Origin of the sequence: Microbacterium sp., from assembly GCF_044508325.1 — a bacterium.
GTDB lineage: Bacteria > Actinomycetota > Actinomycetes > Actinomycetales > Microbacteriaceae > Microbacterium.
In genome coordinates this window covers 1-16998 of the sequence record NZ_JBIQHX010000014.1, presented here as the reverse complement: position 1 = coordinate 16998, position 16998 = coordinate 1, and the positions used below count along the sequence as shown (strand labels likewise).

The following is a 16998-nucleotide window of genomic DNA, read 5'->3' as shown; positions in this document are numbered from 1 at the left end:
CGTGCGTGCCTCGACTCAGAAGTCGACGACGTCCCCGAAGGGGCTGCCGACGTTCGAGTCGTCGACGTCCACGTCCACGTCCAGGTTGTTCGAGTTGTCCTCGTAGCTGTACGTGTCGTTGAACGAGTCGTTGATCTTCGTCACCCAGGTGTCGGAGTTGTCGACCTTGGCGTCGATCTTCGCGTTGTACGAGTCGATCGTGTTGCCGATCGAGACGTCGCCGATGTTCATCTCGAACGAGGAGTTGTCGACGTACACGTCGTCGCCGGCCGCGATCGAGCCGTCACCGGAGGCGACGTTCGCGCTGTTGTTGTTGAACATCGTGACGTTGCCGCCACCGCCCCAGCCGCCGACTGCCGCTGCGTCGCCGCCGATGCCGCCGTCGCCGTCGGCCCCGCCGTAGCCGTTGCCGCCGTCGCCGGTCACGCCGACGCCCGTGCCGCCGTCACCGCCGTCAGGGCCGAAGAGGCCGAGACCGACGCCGTGGCCGCCGTCGCCGCCGACACCGACACCGCCGTTGCCGCCGTCGCCGCCGTCCGCACCGAAGCCGCCGTCGCCGCCGCCGGCGAGTCCGCCGATGGCCGCGGCCGCACCGCCGGCACCGCCGGCTGCCGAGATGTTGGCGTTGACCGACTGGTCGACCGTGGTCGGGCGGTTCTCGATGTTCACCGAGCCGCCACCGCCGCCGCCCCAGCCGTGTCCGCCGCCGCCGCCGGCGCCGTTGATGGCGTTGACGTCCTGCATGCCGGTGTTGTACTGGCGGATGCCCGCGTTCGTCGAGAAGTCGAACAGGGTGGTGTTGCCCGAGTCCTCGATGCGCGTGTTGCCCGAGTCCTCAATCGAGTTGTCGTTGTGCGAGTTGTGGTCCGACGCGTCGACATCCACGTTGGTGGAGTTGTCGTTGTACGAGTCGTTGGTGGAGTTGTCCGAGTTGTCGGAGTTGTCCGAGTTGTCCGAGTTGTCGGTGTTGTGCGACAGCAGGTCGTTGTACGAGTCGTCGGTCGAGTTGTCCGTGTTGTTCGACAGCAGGTCGTTGTTCGACAGCACGTCCGTGTCGTGCGTCGAGTTGTCCGAGTTGTCGCTGTTGTCCGTGTTGTGCGACAGCAGGTCGTTGTTCGACAGAACGTCGTCGACAACCGTCTGGATGCCGAGTGCGTTCGCGTTGATGTCGTCAGCCATCATCTTTCCTATCTCTTAAGAGCCCCTTGGCCTGTTGATGAAAGTCTCCGCCGCCGCGCCGTTGTGGGCATCGGGGGTCCCCCCGGAACCCCCCACCCCCAGATAGGGGGTTCTCAGGCCCCCGGGGGTGGCTCACCCCTCCCCGCCGAGATGGTGCCCCCGCGCCGAGATGGTGCGGCCGCGAGCCCGACCGTAGGCTCGGCGGATGGACATTTCCGAGCTCGAGGCGCTGCTGACCCCGGAGGGGCTGCGGCTGCTGGAGTCCGTGCCCGAGCCCGAGTCGACCGCCGATGTCGCGCGCGCGGTGTCGCGACTGCGGGCCGCGGGCCACTCCCCCGATCTCGTCTCGGCGGTGGTCGGCCAGGCGCGCCTGCGGGCGCGGGCACGGGCGAAGTTCGGCGCGTTCGCCGATCGGCTGCTGTTCACGAGGGCGGGGCTGGAGCAGGCGACGCGGATGCCGGTGGCCGCCCGGCACGCGGGACGATTCCGCTCCGCGGGCATCCGCAGGGTGGCCGACCTCGGCTGCGGCATCGGCGGCGATGCCCTGGCGTTCGCGGCCGCCGGGCTGCGGGTGCTGGCCGTGGACGCCGACGAGGTGACCGCAGCCCTGGCCGCCTACAACCTGGCGCCGTTCCGGGACGAGGCCGAGGTGCGGCACGGCCGCGCCGAGGACGTGGCGCTGGAGCCGGGCGACGGCGTCTGGCTCGATCCCGCCCGCCGCACGGCTGGACACACCGAGACGACGCGGGTCGGTCCCGGCGACTACGCCCCGCCGCTGGACTGGGGGCTGGCGCTCGCCCGGCAGCACCCGGCGGGCATCAAGCTCGGACCGGCCTTCGACCGCGCTGCGATCCCCGAAGACGCCGAGGCGCAGTGGGTGAGCGCCGACGGCACCGTGGTCGAGCTCGCGCTGTGGTCGGGCGTCCTGGCCCGTCCCGGGGTGCGGCGTGCGGCGCTGGTGCTGCGCGCCGGCTCCGCGTACGAGCTGACCGCTCCGGCTGACAGCACTGACGAGGCGGTGCGCGAACTGGGCGCGTTCGTGCACGAGCCCGACGGCGCGGTGATCCGTGCGCGTCTCATCGGCGACGTCGCGCGCTCGCTCCAGGCCGGGATGCTGGCGCCCCGCGTGGCCTACATGACCGGCGATGCGCCGCTGCACAGCCCCTTCGCGGCGACGTTCCGCGTGCGCGAGACCCTGCCGTTCGAGGTGAAGAAGCTCGGCCGCGCGCTGCGCGAGCGGGGCATCGGCACGCTGGAGATCAAGAAGCGCGGCGTCGACGTCGACCCCGCGGCACTGCGCAGCCGGCTCGGGCTGCGTGGCGACGATGCCGCGACGCTCATCCTCACGCGGGTCGGCGCGAAACGCGTGGCGGTCCTCGCCGACCGCGTCGGGGAATCACACGATGCCGAGGCGACTCGCCGCCCATAGCAGCCAGCCGGCGCTGTAGAGCACCGAGACCGCGCCGAGCACGAGGGCCCACACCGCCACCACCCGGCTCTCCCACGGCCGGCGCAGCGCCAGGATCGCCGTCACGATCGCCACGAGACCGAGCGGCATGCCCCACCCCACGAACAGCGACACGGCGAGACCTGCGACCGCGAAACCGAGGGCCCAGAGCGCGTACCCCCGGTGCGGCCGCGCCGGCTCGGGCGCCGGCAGCCACGACGGCAGCGCGGGCTCGCCGCTGCCGTCCTCGCCCGGCCCGCTCTGCGACTGGGCCGGAACCGGGGCCGTCGGCAGGCGATCGAATCCGGTCCGCGGCGCTCCCGGCAGACGTGGGGCGGAGGCGGCCGGGGCGACGAACGACTCCCCGTCGGGGTCGGGCGGCAGCGGCGGCGGTGGCGGCGGTGGGATCTGGCTCATGCCGCGACCTGGATGTCGGTGACGGGCAGAGTCGAGTCCGCGCCGAACGCCAGTGTCGACGGCGGCCTGCCCGCTGCGATGAGCTCGGCGGCGAGGACGGCGATCATGGCGCCGTTGTCCGTGCACAGCGACAGCGGTGGGATCCGCACCGTGACGCCGGCGGCCTCCGCACGTTCCAGGGTCACCTCGCGCAGGCGACGGTTCGCGATCACCCCTCCGCCCAGCAGGAGCCGGGGCACGCCTGTCTCGGCGCACGCCGCGAGCGCCTTGGTGACCAGCACGTCGACCACCGCCTCGCGGAAGCTCGCGGCGACGTCGGCGACGGGCACCTCGGCGCCGGCCGCCGACACCCACCGCGCGACCGCGGTCTTCAGCCCCGAGAACGAGAAGTCGTATCGATGTGCAGCCATGTCCGATGCGCGCGACAGTCCGCGCGGGAAGGCGATCGCCGCCGGGTCGCCCGCGGCCGCAGCGCGGTCGATCTCCGGACCGCCGGGGTAGGGCAGCCCGAGAAGCCGCGCGACCTTGTCGAAGGCCTCACCGGCGGCGTCGTCGATCGTCTCTCCCAGCAGCTCCACGTCGGACGTGAGGTCGCGCACGAGCAGGAGCGACGTATGGCCGCCGGAGACGAGCAGCGCGACGGTGGGGTATTCGAGGGGCGGGGCATCCGCGTCGAGCAGGTCGGCGGCGATGTGCCCGACCAGGTGGTTGACCGCGTACAGCGGCTTGTCGAGCGAGACCGCCAGCGCCTTCGCCGCCCCGATCCCGACCATCAGGGCACCGGCGAGCCCGGGGCCGGAGGTCACGGCGACGGCGTCGAGGTCGCCGAGGGAGACGGATGCCTCGCCGAGCGCGGCGGCGATCGCGGGCTGCAGCGCCTCCAGATGCGCCCGCGCGGCCACCTCGGGCACGACGCCGCCGTAGCGGGCGTGCTCCGTCATGCTGCTGGCGATCGTGTTCGACAGCAGCGTGCGTCCGCGGACGATGCCGATCCCGGTCTCGTCGCAGCTCGTCTCGATGCCCAGCACCAGCGGCTCGGTCATCCCGCGTCCTCCATCCGGGCGTCTGCCCATGCCGCGACATCGAGCCGCATGACGACGGCGTCGACGTCGTCGGGCTGGTAATAGCGGGGCCGCCGGCCGATCTCGGTGAAGCCCTCCGACTCGTAGAGCCGCTGTGCCACGGGGTTGTCGGCCCGCACGTCGAGGAAGATCTCCCGCACGGCGCGTGTGGATGCCTCCCGCAGCAGCGCCTCCAGCAGCGCCCGGCCGCGGCCGGTGCCCCGGGCCGCAGCGGCCACCGCGATGGTCTGCACGTCGGCGTCCCTCGCGCCGGCGGGCGCCCGCAGCCCGGCGTAGCCGATCAGCCGGCGCGCCTGCTCGTCGACGAAATAGGCACTGTGCGGGGACGAGAGCTCTTCGCGCATCATCGTCTCGCTCCAGGCGTCCGCGGGGAACGAGGCCCGCTCGAGCGCCATGATCGCGGGGAGGTCCTCAATCGTCGCGCGGCGGATCACGGCGCCACCGCCTGCTTCGGAGCAGTCACATCGGGCGAACGCAGGTAGAGGGCTTCGTCGCCGGCGATGCGGCGGCCGGCGACGGTCGCCCGGGCAGCGACGACTCCGAGCATCGCCGCGGAGACGCGGCCGGCGTCACGGCGCTCGGCGCCGAGGGCGGCGAGGATCGCGTCCAGCTCGTCGCGGGGCGCGAGCGCTGGATCGGCACGACGGACCGGAAGCCCCCACGCGTCGAGGTCGTCGTAGACGCTGTAGGCGAACTCGCGGCGGCGGGCGTCGGTGACGACGGCGAACCGCGGCGTGTCCAGGCCTCGCAGCGCGTCGCCGATCAGCTGGGTGGCCGCGATCGCGTCGTGGCTGACCACCGGAACGACCGGAACCGCCCGGCCCAGGGCGAACGCGCGGGCGGCGGCGATTCCCACCCGAAGGCCCGTGAAGGGACCGGGGCCCATGCCGGCGGCGACCTGGGTGATGTCGGTCGGCGAGACGGATGCCTCGGCCAGCGCCTGCGCGATGAGGGTCCCGATGACCTCGGCGTGGCCGCGCGGATCGGGGCTCTCGACCTCGGAGCGCACGGCGCCGTCGGGCTCGACCACCGCGACGGCGGTGCCGAGGGACGTGTCGATGCCGAGGATCACCTCTCCAGGGTAGTCAGCGGGTCGCTGCAGCGGCTTCGTGGCGGGTGATCGTCACCAGGCGCGGGGCCGCGGCATCCAGCTCGGCGGCTGCCGGGCCGCTGGTGCCGCAGGCCGAGTCGACACCGGTGCCGCCCCATTCCTGCTCGAGCTCGACCTCCCACCAGCGCTCGCGCAGTCCGTCGACCATCGCCCGACCCCACTCCACCACGACGACCGCGGAGTCGACGTCGATGTCGAGGTCGTCGAGCTCCGCCGCCGAGCCCAGCCGGTACGCGTCCACGTGCACGAGGGGCGGCCCGTCGCCCAGCGACGGGTGCGTCCGGGCGATGACGAACGTCGGACTCTGCACCGGTCCGCGCACGCCGAGCCCTCTTCCGATCCCCCGCGTGAGCGTCGTCTTGCCGGCGCCCAGGGCGCCGGTGAGCACGACGAGGTCGCCGGGGCGCAGCATCCGGCCCATCTGCTCGCCGAGCGCCTCCATGTCCGCAGGCGACGTGATCTCGCGCCGCCCGACCAGCGCGTCGAGCCCCGTCACTCGGTCACCCGGCGCACACGGTGGCCGATGCGCGTGACGATCTCGTAGTTGATGGTGCCGCAGGCATCCGCCCAGTCGTCGGCCGACGGCACCCCGAGGGTCGGGTCGCCGAACAGCACCGCCTCGTCGCCGACCGCGACCGGCGCATCACCGACGTCGACGACGAACTGGTCCATGGCGACGCGTCCGGCGACGGTGAAGCGGCGGCCGCCGATCACGACCGGCCCGCGTCCGCCGGCGGCACGCGAGACCCCGTCGCAATACCCCAGCGGCACGAGGGCGAGGGTCGTCTCCCGCGCCGTGCGGTGATCGTGCCCGTACGAGACCCCGGTATCGGCGGGCACGCGCCGCACGGCGGCGACCTCGCCGCGCAGGGTCATCGCCGGGCGCAGTCCGAGTTCGGCGGAGGAGCGGCCCTCGAACGGGGACAGTCCGTAGATGCCGAGCCCCACGCGCACGCAGTTCAGCCGCGCCTCGGGAAGCGCGATGGCCGCGTGCGTGGCGGCGATGTGACGCAGCGGCGGGTTGAGCCCGACCGCTGCCGCAGCGATCACGCCGCGCTCGAATGCCCGCACCGCCGCGAGGTCGGCCTCGGGACTCGCGTTGGCGAGGTGGCTGAACAGACCGAGCACGCGCAGCCGGCCGATCCGCTCGAGCCGGGCGGCCTCCGCGAAGACGACCCCCCAGTCGGCGGGTGCGATGCCGTTGCGCGAGAGGCCCGTCTCGAGTTTGAGATGCACGACGGTGGGGCGGGAGGCGGAGGCCGCGGCGGCGGCCTGCTGCAGCTGGTCGAAGCTCGAGATCCCCAGTTCCACGCCCGCCGCCGCGGGCTCGGCGAAGGACGCGCCCGGTTCGTGCAGCCATGCCATGAGGGGTGCGAAGATCCCCGCGCGGCGCAGGGCCATGGCCTCCTCGACGTCGGCGACGCCGAGCCGGTCGGCGCCTCCGGCGATCGCCGCGAGTGCGGCCCGCTCGGCGCCGTGCCCGTACCCGTCCGCCTTGACGACGGCGATGAGCTCGGTGCCGGTGAGCCGGCGCAGGTGCCGCACGTTCTCGGTGATCGCTGCGGTGTCGATGACCGCCTCGCGCAGGGTCATGCGCCGGCCTGCGCGATCACGTACGCGATGGCCAGGTGCGCGTCATGGCTCATCGACAGGTGCAGGGTGGTGATGCCCCGGGCCTGCACGGTGGCGGCGGTCGAGCCGGTGAGCGTGAACCAGGGCCGGCCGGATGCCTCGGGGGTCACCTCGATCTCGGTCCAGTACACATCGTCCGAGCCGCCCAGCGCCTTGATGAGCGCCTCCTTCGCGGCGTACCGGGCGGCGAGCGAGCGGGGCTTGAGCAGGCGCTCGGCGGGCGCGAACAGGCGCTCGAGCAGCTGCGGTGTGCGCGAGATGGAGCGCTCGAAGCGGGGGATGTCGACCAGGTCGACGCCGATCCCGACGATCATCGCGCTCCTCCGGGGCTGTGGGGCGGCGGCCTATTCGACCGTGACCGACTTCGCGAGGTTGCGGGGCTGATCCACGTCCAGCCCCTTGGCCGTGGCCAGGCCCATGGCGAAGATGTGCAGCGGCACGACCGCGAGCAGCGGCTCGAACAGGGGTGCGGCAAGCGGGATGCGCAGCACTTCGTCGGCGAACGGGAGCACCGCGGCATCCCCTTCTTCGGCCACGACGATGACGCGGGCTCCGCGCGCGCGGATCTCCTCGATGCTCGAGACGACCTTCTTGTGCATCTCGGCCGACCGGCGCGGCGACGGCACGATGACGAACACCGGCTGACCCGGCTCGATGAGCGCGATGGGGCCGTGCTTGAGCTCGCCGGCGGCGAAGCCTTCGGCGTGGATGTACGAGATCTCCTTGAGCTTGAGCGCGCCCTCCAGAGCGATCGGATACCCGACGTGGCGGCCGAGGAACAGCACCGAGCGGGTGTCGGCCATCCAGTGTGCGAACTGCTCGATGCGGGCCTGCTGGGTCTGGAGCACCTCGGCGATCTTGGCCGGGATCGCCTCCAGCTCGTGGACGGCGGCGGAGATCTCGGCGGGCGGCAGCGTCCCGCGCAGCCCCCCGATGTGCAGGCCGAGCAGGTACAGCGCGGTGATCTGCGCGACGAAGGCCTTCGTCGAGGCGACGGCGACCTCGGGGCCGGCGTGCGTGTAGACGATCGCATCGGACTCGCGGGGGATCGTCGCACCCTGGGTGTTGCAGATCGAGAGGGTCTTCGCGCCGCGCTCGCGCGCGTACTTGACGGCCATGAGCGTGTCCATGGTCTCGCCCGACTGGCTGATCGAGACGACGAGCGTGTCGGGTCCGATCACCGGGTCGCGGTAGCGGAACTCGTGTGCGAGCTCGACGTCGGTCGGGATGCGGGTCCACTGCTCGAGGGCGTACTTGCCGACCTGTCCGGCGTAGGCGGCGGTGCCGCACGCGATCACGATGATGCGCGAGATCCCGAGGAAGAGCTCGTCGAGGCCGTCCAGCTCGGGGATGGCGACGGCGCCGTCGCGGATGCGGCCACGCAGCGTGTTGGCGACCGCCTCCGGCTCTTCGGACACCTCCTTCGCCATGAAGGACGGCCAGCCGCCCTTCTCGGCGGCCGAGGCGTCCCAGGTGACCTCGAACGGCTCCGGCTCGACGGCGTTGCCCGCGAAGTCGGTGACCGTGACGCCCTCGGGGGTGATCGCGACGAGCTGGTCCTGTCCGATGGCCAGGGCGTGGCGGGTGTGCTCGACGAAGGCCGCGACGTCCGAGCCGAGGAAGTTCTCCCCCTCGCCGAGCCCGATCACCAGCGGTGAGTTGCGGCGCGCGCCGACCACGAGACCGGGGTGGTCGCGGTGCATGGCCAGCAGGGTGAACGCGCCCTCGAGTCGGCTCACGGTGGCGCGGAACGCGGCGACCAGATCGTTGCCGTTGGCACGGTACTCACGACCGAGCAGCACCGCGGCGACCTCGGTGTCGGTGTCGGAGCGGAAGGCGAACCCATCGGCGACGAGCTCGGCCTTCAGGTCGGCGAAGTTCTCGATGATGCCGTTGTGGATCACCGCGAGCCGGTCGTCGTCGGCCAGATGCGGGTGGGCGTTGGTGTCGTTGGGCGCGCCGTGGGTGGCCCAGCGGGTGTGGCCGATCCCGGTGGTGCCGTCGGCGAGCGCGTGCGCGGCGAGGTCGTCGCGCAGCACACTGAGCTTGCCGGCCCGCTTGCGCATGCCCAGGCCTCCGTCGCCGTCGATCACGGCCACGCCGGCGGAGTCGTACCCGCGGTACTCGAGCCGTGCGAGGCCCGCCATCAGAATGCCCTGGCTGGGGCGCGGGCCGACATAGCCGACGATTCCACACATGCGCTCAATCCTACGGTCGGGGTGGCTGAGTGGATGCCGCGACCGCATGCCGCCGGGGTTTCGACTCGCTGCGCGTCAGAGCTTGCGCAGCAGCACGCTCTCCACGGCGTGCGAAGCGCCCTTGCGCAGTACGAGGGTCGCCCGGTGCCGGGTCGGCGCGACGTTCTCCTCGAGGTTCGGGAGGTTGATGTTGTTCCAGTAGCCCAGTGCCGTCTCCACCGCCTCGTCGTCACTCAGCTTGGCGAACACATTGAAGAAGGAGTTCGGGTTCGCGAAGGCCGCCTGGCGCAGCGCGAGGAAGCGGTCGACGTACCACTGCGCGATGTGATCGGCATCCGCGTCGACGTAGACCGAGAAGTCGAACAGCTCGCTGACGGCCACGTCGTTCGGCGCCGGCGGGGGCTGGAGCACGTTGAGCCCCTCGACGATCACCACGTCGGGTCGGCGCACCGTGATCTGCGCGTCGGGCACGATGTCGTAGCGCATGTGCGAGTAGAAGGGCGCGCGCACCTCGGCCGCACCGCTTTTGACCTCGGTGAGGAAGTCCACGAGGGCCCGGCGGTCGTACGACTCCGGGAATCCCTTGCGGTCCATGAGCCCGCGGCGCTCGAGCTCGGCGTTGGGGTAGAGGAAGCCGTCGGTGGTGATCAGCTCGACGCGCGGCGTGTCCGCCCAGCGGCTGAGCAGCTCGCGCAGCAGGCGCGCGATGGTCGACTTGCCGACGGCGACCGATCCCGCGACCCCGATGACGAACGGCGTGGTCGGGTCCTTCTCCTGCAGGAACTCCGCCGTGGCCGCCCCCAGGCGCTTGGTCGCGTGCGCATACAGGCTCAGCAGCCGGCTGAGCGGAAGGTAGACCTCCCGCACCTCGGTCATGTCGAGGCGATCGCCGAGACCGCGGATCTGCACGACCTCGGTCTCGGTGAGCGGCTGGGCCATGCCCGCCGCCAGGCGCGCCCAGTCCGCACGTGCGATCTCTCGGTACAGCTGCGCCGTGCTCACGGCCTCCTCGGCAGACATCGCGCCAATATTATCGGTGCCACGGGGTCCCGGCGGCACTCGGCCCCGGCCGCGCGACGCCGACCCGATAACCTGAGTGCCGTGCGCCTGGGAGTTCTCGACATCGGCTCGAACACCGTCCATCTGCTGGTCGCCGACGTGTACCCGGGCGGCCGTCCCCTGGGGCGGACGAGTCAGCGGACGGTGCTGCGCCTGATGCGGTACCTCGGACCCGACGGCGAGATCACCGAGGAGGGCGTGCAGGCGCTCGAGGCAGCCGTCGCCGAGGCCCGGAGGATCGCCGCCGAAGAAGAGGTCGAAGAGCTGCTGGCCACCGCCACCAGCGCGGTGCGCGAGGCCGCGAACGGCAAGCAGGTCATCGCGCGCATCGAGGCATCGCTCGGCCAGGATCTGCAGGTGCTGGGCGGCGAGTCCGAAGCGCGGTACACGTTCCTCGCGGTCCGGCGCTGGTTCGGCTGGGCGGCGGGGCAGATCCTGCTGCTCGACATCGGCGGCGGGTCGCTCGAGATCGCGGCCGGGGGCGAGGAACTGCCGGATGCCGCAGCATCCGTCGCGCTCGGCGCCGGGCGCATGACCGTCCGCTTCCTGCCCGACGATCCGCCCGGGGAGGACGCGGTGGAGCGCCTGCGCGCACATGCCCGCGAGACGCTCGAGCCGGTCGCAGCGGCGTTCGCCGGGCTCCCCCGCCCCGACCTCGTGGTCGGCTCGTCGAAGGCGATCCGGTCGCTCGCGAAGCTCACCGGCTACTCCGACGGCGGGCCGGCCGGGGTGGAGCGTCAGCGGATGCCTCGCGCAGCGCTCGGCTCGTGGATCCCGCGGCTTGCCCGCCTTCCGGCGTCGGCCCGCAAGGAGCTGCCCGGGATCACCCCCGATCGCACGTTCCAGATCACGGCGGCCGCGGTGGTCGTGCACGAGGCGATGCGCGCCCTGCAGGTCGACGAGCTCGAGGTCGCGCCTTGGGCGCTGCGCGAGGGTGTGCTGCTGCGCTACATCGAGTCACTGCACTGGCAGTGACGCGCTCGCGCTTGACAGTGCTCTCGGCCGACTGGAATCATCCAAGAGGCAGGTGCGTCCGCGCGGACCCGCGCCGTCGACCTCTCTGACGGTGCCGCGCATCGCGTGCTGCTGGGGAATCACCAATTGCAACTGGGAGCAATCACACATGAACGACTCTGTCGAGCCTTCGTCGAGCCCGAATCCGGGCGTCAGCCGCCGCACCGTCGTGAAGGGGGCCGCCTGGGCGGCGCCCGTCATCGCGGTCGCCGCCACCGCACCGGTCGCCGCGGCGTCCATCCCTCCGTGCATCGTCGGACTCACCAACGATTCGCAGAACTGGGTCGTCGACAACGCCCGCTACGAGGAGCCCGGCCACACGTGCCGGACATACCGCGAGCACCGCGACGTCCGGCTGCGATTCCACGTCGCCGCGTGTGACACGCCCGTCACGATCCAGGTTCGCAACGTCCCCGGCAACTCGACGTGGTGCGGATGGAACAGCGTGCAGCTGTACCTGCTGAAGACAATCGCCGCGAATCAAGCGGGGGACCTGGTGTTCCCCTCGACCGGCGACCGGCCGGGGACGATCACCAATGGCTATTCGGCTCAGTCGTGTGACATCACGGCCTACGAGAGCGTCAACGACGGCCTGCACATCAATCCGTGTGCGCCGAACGGACCGTACTTCCAGTACCGAGTGAGCTACGACTACGCCGGAGACGTCAACACCGCCACCTGGACCCAATGGTTCAACTGGGGGAACTCGACGCTCGTTCCGCCGCCCCCGAACTGAACTCACCCGACCACCCGGGCTACCCTGAAGCGTGACCGACGAGCCCGACGCCACCGCGCCCACGCGTACGCGGCCGCGGTGGCGCCGCCTCACCGACAGCCCGTGGCTCCATCTCGCCGCGGCGGTGGTGGTCACCGGCCTCGTGCTCAGCCTGATCGCCAAGCCGTATCTGGTCCCCTCAGCTTCGATGGAGCAGACGCTGGGGCCGGGCGACCGCGTGCTCGTCTTCCGTCCCGCGTACCTCGGGGGCGGCCCGGCCACCGGCGACGTGATCGTGTTCGACGCCGACCAGTCTTGGGGTCCGCACAGCGACCGCGACGACGGCCCGCTGATCGGCCTCCTCCGCTGGATCGGCGAGTGGTCGGGCTTCGGGCCCTCGGGCGAACACACGCTGATCAAGCGCGTCATCGCCGGCCCGGGGCAGACCGCGGAATGCTGTACCGCCGACGGCCGCATCACGGTCGACGGGGTGCCGCTGGACGAGCCGTACGTGACGAATGACCTCGTCTTCGAGCCGGGTGCCGTCGACTGCGCGAGCTCACCGGCATCCCTGCGCTGCTTCGCCGCCGTCACCGTCCCCGCCGACTCCTACCTCGTCCTCGGCGACAACCGCGCGAACTCGTCGGACTCCGCATACCTGTGCCGCACGGCCGAGGAGGCGGAGGGATGCTGGCGCTGGGCGCACCGCGACGGCATCGTGGGCCGCGCGGTCGCCATCGTGTGGCCGGTCACCCGCTGGAGCGGCCTCTGACCGACGGCGGGCGCTACAGGACGAGGCGCTCGCGCACGACCTCGGCCAGCGCGCCGGCGTGGCGCTGCGCGGTGTCCTCGTCGGCGGCCTCGACCATGACGCGCACCACGGGCTCGGTGCCCGACGGGCGCAGCAGCACGCGGCCGGTGTCTCCCAGCTCGGCCGACACCGCGGCGACGGCGGCCTGCAACGGCGCGTCCGTGGCCGCGCGGTCGCGGTCGACGCCCTTGACGTTCAGCAGCACCTGGGGGAAGACCGTCATGATCGACGACAGCTCCGCGAGCGTCTTGCCCTGGCGCGCCATCTCGGACAGCAGGTGCAGACCCGTCAGCAGCCCGTCGCCGGTGGTGGCGTAGCGGCTCATGATGACGTGGCCGGACTGCTCGCCGCCCAGCGAGTACCCGCCCTTGTTCATGGCCTCGAGCACGTACCGGTCGCCCACCGCGGTCTGCACGAGGTCGATGCCGTGCTCGCGCATGGCGAGGCTGAGACCGAGGTTGCTCATGACGGTGGCCACGAGGGTGTCGTCGACGAGCTCGCCGCGCTCCTTCATCGCGACGGCGAGGATCGCCATGATCTGGTCGCCGTCGACGACGCGCCCGGTGGCGTCGACGGCCAGGCAGCGGTCGGCGTCGCCGTCGTGCGCGATCCCGACGTCCGCGCCCATCGCGCGCACCTTCGCGGCCAGCGCGTCCAGGTGCGTCGACCCGACGCCGTCGTTGATGTTGAGCCCGTCGGGATCAGCCCCGATCACCGTGACGCGGGCCCCGGCATCCCGGAACGTCTCCGGCGAGACGCCCGCCGCCGCGCCGTGGGCGCAGTCGATCACCGCGTGGATGCCGTCGAGCGGGTGCGGCAGCGAGCCGAGCAGGTGGAGGACGTAGCGGTCCTCGGCGTCGGCGAAGCGCTGGATGCGCCCCACGTCGCCTCCGGTGGGCTGCAGCTTGGGCCCGGCCATCGCGGCTTCGATGCGCCGCTCGACGATGTCGGGCAGCTTCACCCCGCCGCGCGCGAAGATCTTGATGCCGTTGTCGGGGGCGGGGTTGTGCGAGGCCGACACCATGACGCCGAAGTCGGCGTCTCGGTCGGCGACCAGGAACGCCGCGGCGGGGGTGGGCAGCACCCCCGCTTCGAGGACGTCGACACCGGACGAGGCGAGACCGGCAGCCACGGCTGCGGCGAGGAACTCGCCGGAGACGCGCGGATCGCGTGCCACCACCGCCGTGAGGCGGCGGCCGGCGGCGCGGCGCGCCTCGGCGGTGCGCCCCTGACCCAGGACGACGGCGGTCGCCTGGGCCAGGGTGAGCGCGAGATCGGCGGTGAGGTGGCCGTTGGCAAGGCCGCGCACACCGTCCGTGCCGAACAGCGGCATCGGAGCGCGGCCGATCAGCGCTTCGAGTACTGAGGCGCCTTGCGGGCCTTCTTCAGGCCTGCCTTCTTGCGCTCCTTGATACGGGCGTCGCGCGAGAGGAAGCCGGCCTTCTTGAGGGTCGGGCGGTTGTTCTCGGGGTCGATCTCGTTGAGCGCGCGGGCGATGCCCAGGCGCAGCGCGCCGGCCTGGCCCGAGTCGCCGCCGCCCGAGATGCGGGCGATGACGTCGTACGCGTCGTTGAGGCCGAGGACGGTGAACGGGTCGGTGACCAGCTGCTGGTGCAGCTTGTTCGGGAAGTAGTCCTCGAACGCGCGGCCGTTGACCGTGATGACGCCGGTGCCGGGCACGAGGCGCACGCGGGCGATGGCCTCCTTGCGGCGGCCGACGGCGGAGCCGGGCACGTTGAGCACGGGGCGCTCGGCGGCCACGGCCGCCTGGTCAACCGGGGTCTCGGTCGAGAAGTTCTGGGGCGTCTCTTCGATGGAGTCTGCGATCTTCGCCATCAGTGTGTCCTTAGGGATCGGGCGGCGCTTACTGGGCGACCTGGTCGAACGTGTAGGGGGTCGGCTTCTGCGCCGCGTGCGGGTGCTCGCCACCCGCGTAGACCTTGAGCTTGGTCAGCTGCTGGCGACCGAGCGAGTTCTTCGGAAGCATGCCCCGCACCGCCTTCTCCACCGCGCGGACGGGGTTGCGCTCGAGGAGCTCCTCGTACGGGACGGCCTTCAGGCCGCCCGGGTAGCCGGAGTGACGGTAGGCCAGCTTCTTCTGGAGCTTCTGGCCGGTGAGCGCCACCTTGGCGGCGTTGACGACGATGACGAAGTCGCCGGTGTCGACGTGCGGGGCGAACGTCGGCTTGTGCTTTCCGCGCAGGAGCGCGGCCGCGTGCGAGGCGAGGCGGCCGAGCACGACGTCGGTGGCGTCGATGACGACCCACTCGCGGGTCACTTCACCGGCCTTGGGGGTGTAGGTGCGCGTCACAGTGATGCTGCTTTCTGTTCGAACGGAGAGGTTCGTGAATCCCGCTCCGGGGCGCTTCGCTCGTCGTCAGTTCGGCGTTCGAAGGGCGCCAGTGGAGGGCTCACGTTCGTGGCAGGCGGGTCAGCAGAGCCGCGCGCCAAAGGACCATCCTACGGCACGGGGATGCCTGGGCCAAACGCGCGGCGTTTCGCTGGACCCGCACCCACACCCCTACGCCGCGACGGCGACATCACGCCTGCGCAGGAAGTCGAATCTCTTCCGTCCGCCGAGCCGGGGCGTGCGTGCCCGGTCGATGTGCGCGGGCGGGATGAACCAGACCGTCCCCGGCGGTGGCATCCCCTCTTGGCGGCGGGTCGATGCGGATCTCCCACCCCTCGTTGTGCACCAGATGGTGGCATCTCGTGCACAGGAGGATGCCGTTGCGCAGGTCGGTCGGGCCTTCGTGCCGGTCCCACCACCGCAGGTGATGGGCTTCGGTCATCCCGGGTGGCAGCCCGCACGATGCGCATCCTCCGTCGCGCTCGACCAGCGCCAGGCGCTGCGCGGGCGTGAAGAACCTCTTGGCACGGCCCCAGTCGAGGATCTCGCTGTCGGCCCCGAGCACGCACGGGATCACGTTGCCGTTCGCCGCCATCCGCCGCGCGGTGCCCGCGCCGATCGGCTGGGCGACACCGTCGATGGTCGCCACTCCGTCGCCGCTGAGGAGCGCCTCGATCGGGATCCGCACGACCACGGTCGTGGTGGCCAGCGGCAGCTCGGTCTCGTCGCAGGCGAGCGCGTGCCGGCAGATCGCCGTCAGCGCATCGGCGTTCATCTGCGGAATCGACCGCGTCTCGGCCAGCGCAGGCTCGGCATCCGGGCCGGTCAGCGCTTCGCAGCTCTCGACGTGGTACTCCTCGCACAGGCACTGCACGCCTGCCGCTGATCCGTCCCACAGCTGACCGTCACCATCCGGCTGGTTGTCCCCGCGGCTGGTGCGCAGCTCGTTGGTCACCATCGCCTCGATGGCCGTCTTCACCGGGGCTCCGTCTTCGGGCCCGAACACCCCGTTCATCACGATGCGGCCGTAGGGTCTTCACGGAATCGCAGCGACCGCTCGGCGCGCAGCTTCTCCACATGCTCGGCCAGTCCTTCCGGATCGAGCTCGGCCTCGGCGCGCCGCAGCACGGCGTGCAGTTCATCGAGCGACAGCACCGCGGCCTGCGTCACGAGCGCGGCCTCGGCCTCGGCAAGCGCCGCGGCCGCGGCGCGCACCTCGAGCTTGTCGAGCATCACCGCGATGGCCGCCGCCGCGGTCACACTCACCGTGCCCGCAGCGAGCGCCGCCGCCACGTGCGGCCGTTTCGGCGTCGTGCGCTCCCCGGTGAACGTCATCCGCCCCGACGTGGCCTCGCCCACCTGAAATCAGCTTCGCTGCATCCCCCGCGTGCCCGCCGGTGGTCGTGGCGATGAGCTTCACGGGGGTGCGATGCCCGTTCTTGAGAGAGAACCCCTCCGAGCCGCGCGCCGCTGCCGACCGGCCGGCGATCTCTGCCGCCACCGGGGCGTGCAGCGCATCCAGCCGACGTCGCGCTGCGGCGAGCGCCTCGTGCACGGCCATGAGACCGGCATCCGTCATCTGATCGATCTGTCCGCGGGCATCGCGGGCGGCATGCTGCTCGCTCGCCTCGCGAGCCGCGCCCCAGGCCGCGCGCAGGCGCACGAGCGCTGCGTCGATACAGGCGAGGGGATCATCCATACCATGATCCTACGGCGCAGCTACGACACTGACTCGGATCTTTCTACGATCCATGGACAAGATCAGCCCGCCCTTGCCGGCTTCGACCGCCAACAAGACGGCGGGGCGAGGGTCCCCCGACCCTCGCCCCGCCCAGGAGTCCCGGGCCAGATCCCGGACCCGAAAGGACCCCTACCCGACGCCGTCCAGCATCTCCGTGTGGGTCCGCCCGATCTGTGTGAGCACCTCGGGACGGTTCTTCGCGAGCCACCAGAAGCGCAGGAACGCAAGCACCATCGTCGCGA

At 71.7% G+C, this 16998-nt stretch carries 19 protein-coding genes; 4 read left to right on the top strand and 15 right to left on the bottom strand.

Annotation, left to right across the window (positions count from 1 at the left end):
- Positions 1–15: 15 nt before the first annotated feature.
- Positions 16–1179, bottom strand: a complete 1164-nt coding sequence (locus tag ACIWQI_RS11630; protein WP_396657592.1) for a hypothetical protein — start codon at positions 1177–1179, stop codon at positions 16–18.
- A 205-nt stretch (positions 1180–1384) separates the two neighbouring features.
- Between ACIWQI_RS11630 and ACIWQI_RS11625 the strand changes: the two genes are divergently transcribed.
- Positions 1385–2608 carry an SAM-dependent methyltransferase gene (locus ACIWQI_RS11625; RefSeq protein WP_396657591.1) on the top strand — a complete coding sequence of 408 codons (1224 nt, stop codon included), beginning with the start codon at positions 1385–1387 and terminating at the stop codon, positions 2606–2608.
- Here the strand turns inward: ACIWQI_RS11625 and ACIWQI_RS11620 are convergent.
- The 9 genes from ACIWQI_RS11620 to coaA all read right to left on the bottom strand — a co-directional run bounded on the left by ACIWQI_RS11620 (position 2576) and on the right by coaA (position 10086).
- The gene (locus tag ACIWQI_RS11620) at positions 2576–3043 is read right to left on the bottom strand and encodes a hypothetical protein (RefSeq protein WP_396657590.1); all 468 of its coding nucleotides are present in this window, start codon (positions 3041–3043) and stop codon (positions 2576–2578) included. The genes ACIWQI_RS11625 and ACIWQI_RS11620 overlap by 33 nt on opposite strands.
- Entirely contained in the window at positions 3040–4086 is a 1047-nt protein-coding gene (gene tsaD / locus ACIWQI_RS11615; protein ID WP_396657588.1) for a tRNA (adenosine(37)-N6)-threonylcarbamoyltransferase complex transferase subunit TsaD, read from the bottom strand. The genes ACIWQI_RS11620 and tsaD overlap by 4 nt, the downstream gene beginning before the upstream one ends.
- On the bottom strand, positions 4083–4559 hold the full coding sequence (rimI, locus tag ACIWQI_RS11610; RefSeq protein ID WP_396657587.1) for a ribosomal protein S18-alanine N-acetyltransferase: 477 nt from the start codon (positions 4557–4559) through the stop codon (positions 4083–4085). Before rimI ends, tsaD begins: the two co-directional genes overlap by 4 nt.
- The gene (tsaB, locus tag ACIWQI_RS11605) at positions 4556–5197 is read right to left on the bottom strand and encodes a tRNA (adenosine(37)-N6)-threonylcarbamoyltransferase complex dimerization subunit type 1 TsaB (RefSeq protein WP_396657585.1); all 642 of its coding nucleotides are present in this window, start codon (positions 5195–5197) and stop codon (positions 4556–4558) included. Before tsaB ends, rimI begins: the two co-directional genes overlap by 4 nt.
- A gap of 13 nt (positions 5198–5210) precedes the next feature.
- Positions 5211–5678, bottom strand: coding sequence for a tRNA (adenosine(37)-N6)-threonylcarbamoyltransferase complex ATPase subunit type 1 TsaE (gene tsaE, locus ACIWQI_RS11600; RefSeq protein WP_396657698.1), 468 nt, complete (start codon positions 5676–5678; stop codon positions 5211–5213).
- A 50-nt stretch (positions 5679–5728) separates the two neighbouring features.
- The gene (gene alr / locus ACIWQI_RS11595) at positions 5729–6829 is read right to left on the bottom strand and encodes an alanine racemase (protein ID WP_396657584.1); all 1101 of its coding nucleotides are present in this window, start codon (positions 6827–6829) and stop codon (positions 5729–5731) included.
- Entirely contained in the window at positions 6826–7182 is a 357-nt protein-coding gene (locus ACIWQI_RS11590) for a holo-ACP synthase (protein ID WP_396657582.1), read from the bottom strand. Before ACIWQI_RS11590 ends, alr begins: the two co-directional genes overlap by 4 nt.
- A 30-nt stretch (positions 7183–7212) precedes the next feature.
- On the bottom strand, positions 7213–9066 hold the full coding sequence (glmS, locus tag ACIWQI_RS11585) for a glutamine--fructose-6-phosphate transaminase (isomerizing) (protein WP_396657580.1): 1854 nt from the start codon (positions 9064–9066) through the stop codon (positions 7213–7215).
- 75 nt (positions 9067–9141) lie between these two features.
- Positions 9142–10086: a type I pantothenate kinase gene (gene coaA, locus ACIWQI_RS11580; RefSeq protein ID WP_396657578.1), complete on the bottom strand. Its 945-nt coding sequence runs from the start codon at positions 10084–10086 to the stop codon at positions 9142–9144.
- Positions 10087–10167: 81 nt separating this feature from the next.
- Here coaA and ACIWQI_RS11575 point away from each other — a divergent pair, with 81 nt between their 5' ends.
- The 3 genes from ACIWQI_RS11575 to lepB all read left to right on the top strand — a co-directional run bounded on the left by ACIWQI_RS11575 (position 10168) and on the right by lepB (position 12626).
- Positions 10168–11100 (top strand): Ppx/GppA phosphatase family protein, encoded by a 933-nt coding sequence (locus tag ACIWQI_RS11575; RefSeq protein WP_396657577.1) that lies wholly within the window; start codon positions 10168–10170, stop codon positions 11098–11100.
- A 148-nt stretch (positions 11101–11248) separates the two neighbouring features.
- A complete protein-coding gene (locus ACIWQI_RS11570) occupies positions 11249–11875 on the top strand; it encodes a hypothetical protein (protein ID WP_396657576.1) in 627 nt (208 codons plus the stop codon).
- Positions 11876–11906: 31 nt separating this feature from the next.
- Complete coding sequence (lepB, locus tag ACIWQI_RS11565) at positions 11907–12626, top strand: signal peptidase I (protein ID WP_396657574.1); 720 nt, start codon at positions 11907–11909, stop codon at positions 12624–12626.
- A gap of 13 nt (positions 12627–12639) precedes the next feature.
- Here the strand turns inward: lepB and glmM are convergent, their stop codons facing one another.
- From glmM to ACIWQI_RS11540, 5 genes are all read right to left on the bottom strand, one after another.
- Positions 12640–13998, bottom strand: coding sequence for a phosphoglucosamine mutase (glmM, locus tag ACIWQI_RS11560; RefSeq protein WP_396657572.1), 1359 nt, complete (start codon positions 13996–13998; stop codon positions 12640–12642).
- 14 nt (positions 13999–14012) lie between these two features.
- Entirely contained in the window at positions 14013–14501 is a 489-nt protein-coding gene (gene rpsI / locus ACIWQI_RS11555; RefSeq protein ID WP_396657570.1) for a 30S ribosomal protein S9, read from the bottom strand.
- Between the two features lie 28 nt (positions 14502–14529).
- Positions 14530–14976, bottom strand: a complete 447-nt coding sequence (gene rplM, locus ACIWQI_RS11550; RefSeq protein ID WP_396657568.1) for a 50S ribosomal protein L13 — start codon at positions 14974–14976, stop codon at positions 14530–14532.
- Between the two features lie 229 nt (positions 14977–15205).
- Entirely contained in the window at positions 15206–15994 is a 789-nt protein-coding gene (locus ACIWQI_RS11545) for a DUF222 domain-containing protein (RefSeq protein WP_396657567.1), read from the bottom strand.
- A 35-nt stretch (positions 15995–16029) separates the two neighbouring features.
- A complete protein-coding gene (locus tag ACIWQI_RS11540) occupies positions 16030–16374 on the bottom strand; it encodes a DUF222 domain-containing protein (RefSeq protein WP_396657566.1) in 345 nt (114 codons plus the stop codon).
- Positions 16375–16998: the final 624 nt, after the last annotated feature.

Coding starts and splice junctions, on each gene's coding strand:
- ACIWQI_RS11625 (WP_396657591.1), top strand. CDS start 1,385: ATGGACATTTCCGAGCTCGAGGCGCTGCTGACCCCGGAGGGGCTGCGG.
- alr (WP_396657584.1), bottom strand. CDS start 6,829: ATGACCCTGCGCGAGGCGGTCATCGACACCGCAGCGATCACCGAGAAC.
- ACIWQI_RS11630 (WP_396657592.1), bottom strand. CDS start 1,179: ATGGCTGACGACATCAACGCGAACGCACTCGGCATCCAGACGGTTGTC.
- rpsI (WP_396657570.1), bottom strand. CDS start 14,501: ATGGCGAAGATCGCAGACTCCATCGAAGAGACGCCCCAGAACTTCTCG.
- ACIWQI_RS11620 (WP_396657590.1), bottom strand. CDS start 3,043: ATGAGCCAGATCCCACCGCCGCCACCGCCGCCGCTGCCGCCCGACCCC.
- tsaD (WP_396657588.1), bottom strand. CDS start 4,086: ATGACCGAGCCGCTGGTGCTGGGCATCGAGACGAGCTGCGACGAGACC.
- ACIWQI_RS11590 (WP_396657582.1), bottom strand. CDS start 7,182: ATGATCGTCGGGATCGGCGTCGACCTGGTCGACATCCCCCGCTTCGAG.
- glmM (WP_396657572.1), bottom strand. CDS start 13,998: ATGCCGCTGTTCGGCACGGACGGTGTGCGCGGCCTTGCCAACGGCCAC.
- glmS (WP_396657580.1), bottom strand. CDS start 9,066: ATGTGTGGAATCGTCGGCTATGTCGGCCCGCGCCCCAGCCAGGGCATT.
- coaA (WP_396657578.1), bottom strand. CDS start 10,086: ATGTCTGCCGAGGAGGCCGTGAGCACGGCGCAGCTGTACCGAGAGATC.
- tsaE (WP_396657698.1), bottom strand. CDS start 5,678: ATGGAGGCGCTCGGCGAGCAGATGGGCCGGATGCTGCGCCCCGGCGAC.
- ACIWQI_RS11570 (WP_396657576.1), top strand. CDS start 11,249: ATGAACGACTCTGTCGAGCCTTCGTCGAGCCCGAATCCGGGCGTCAGC.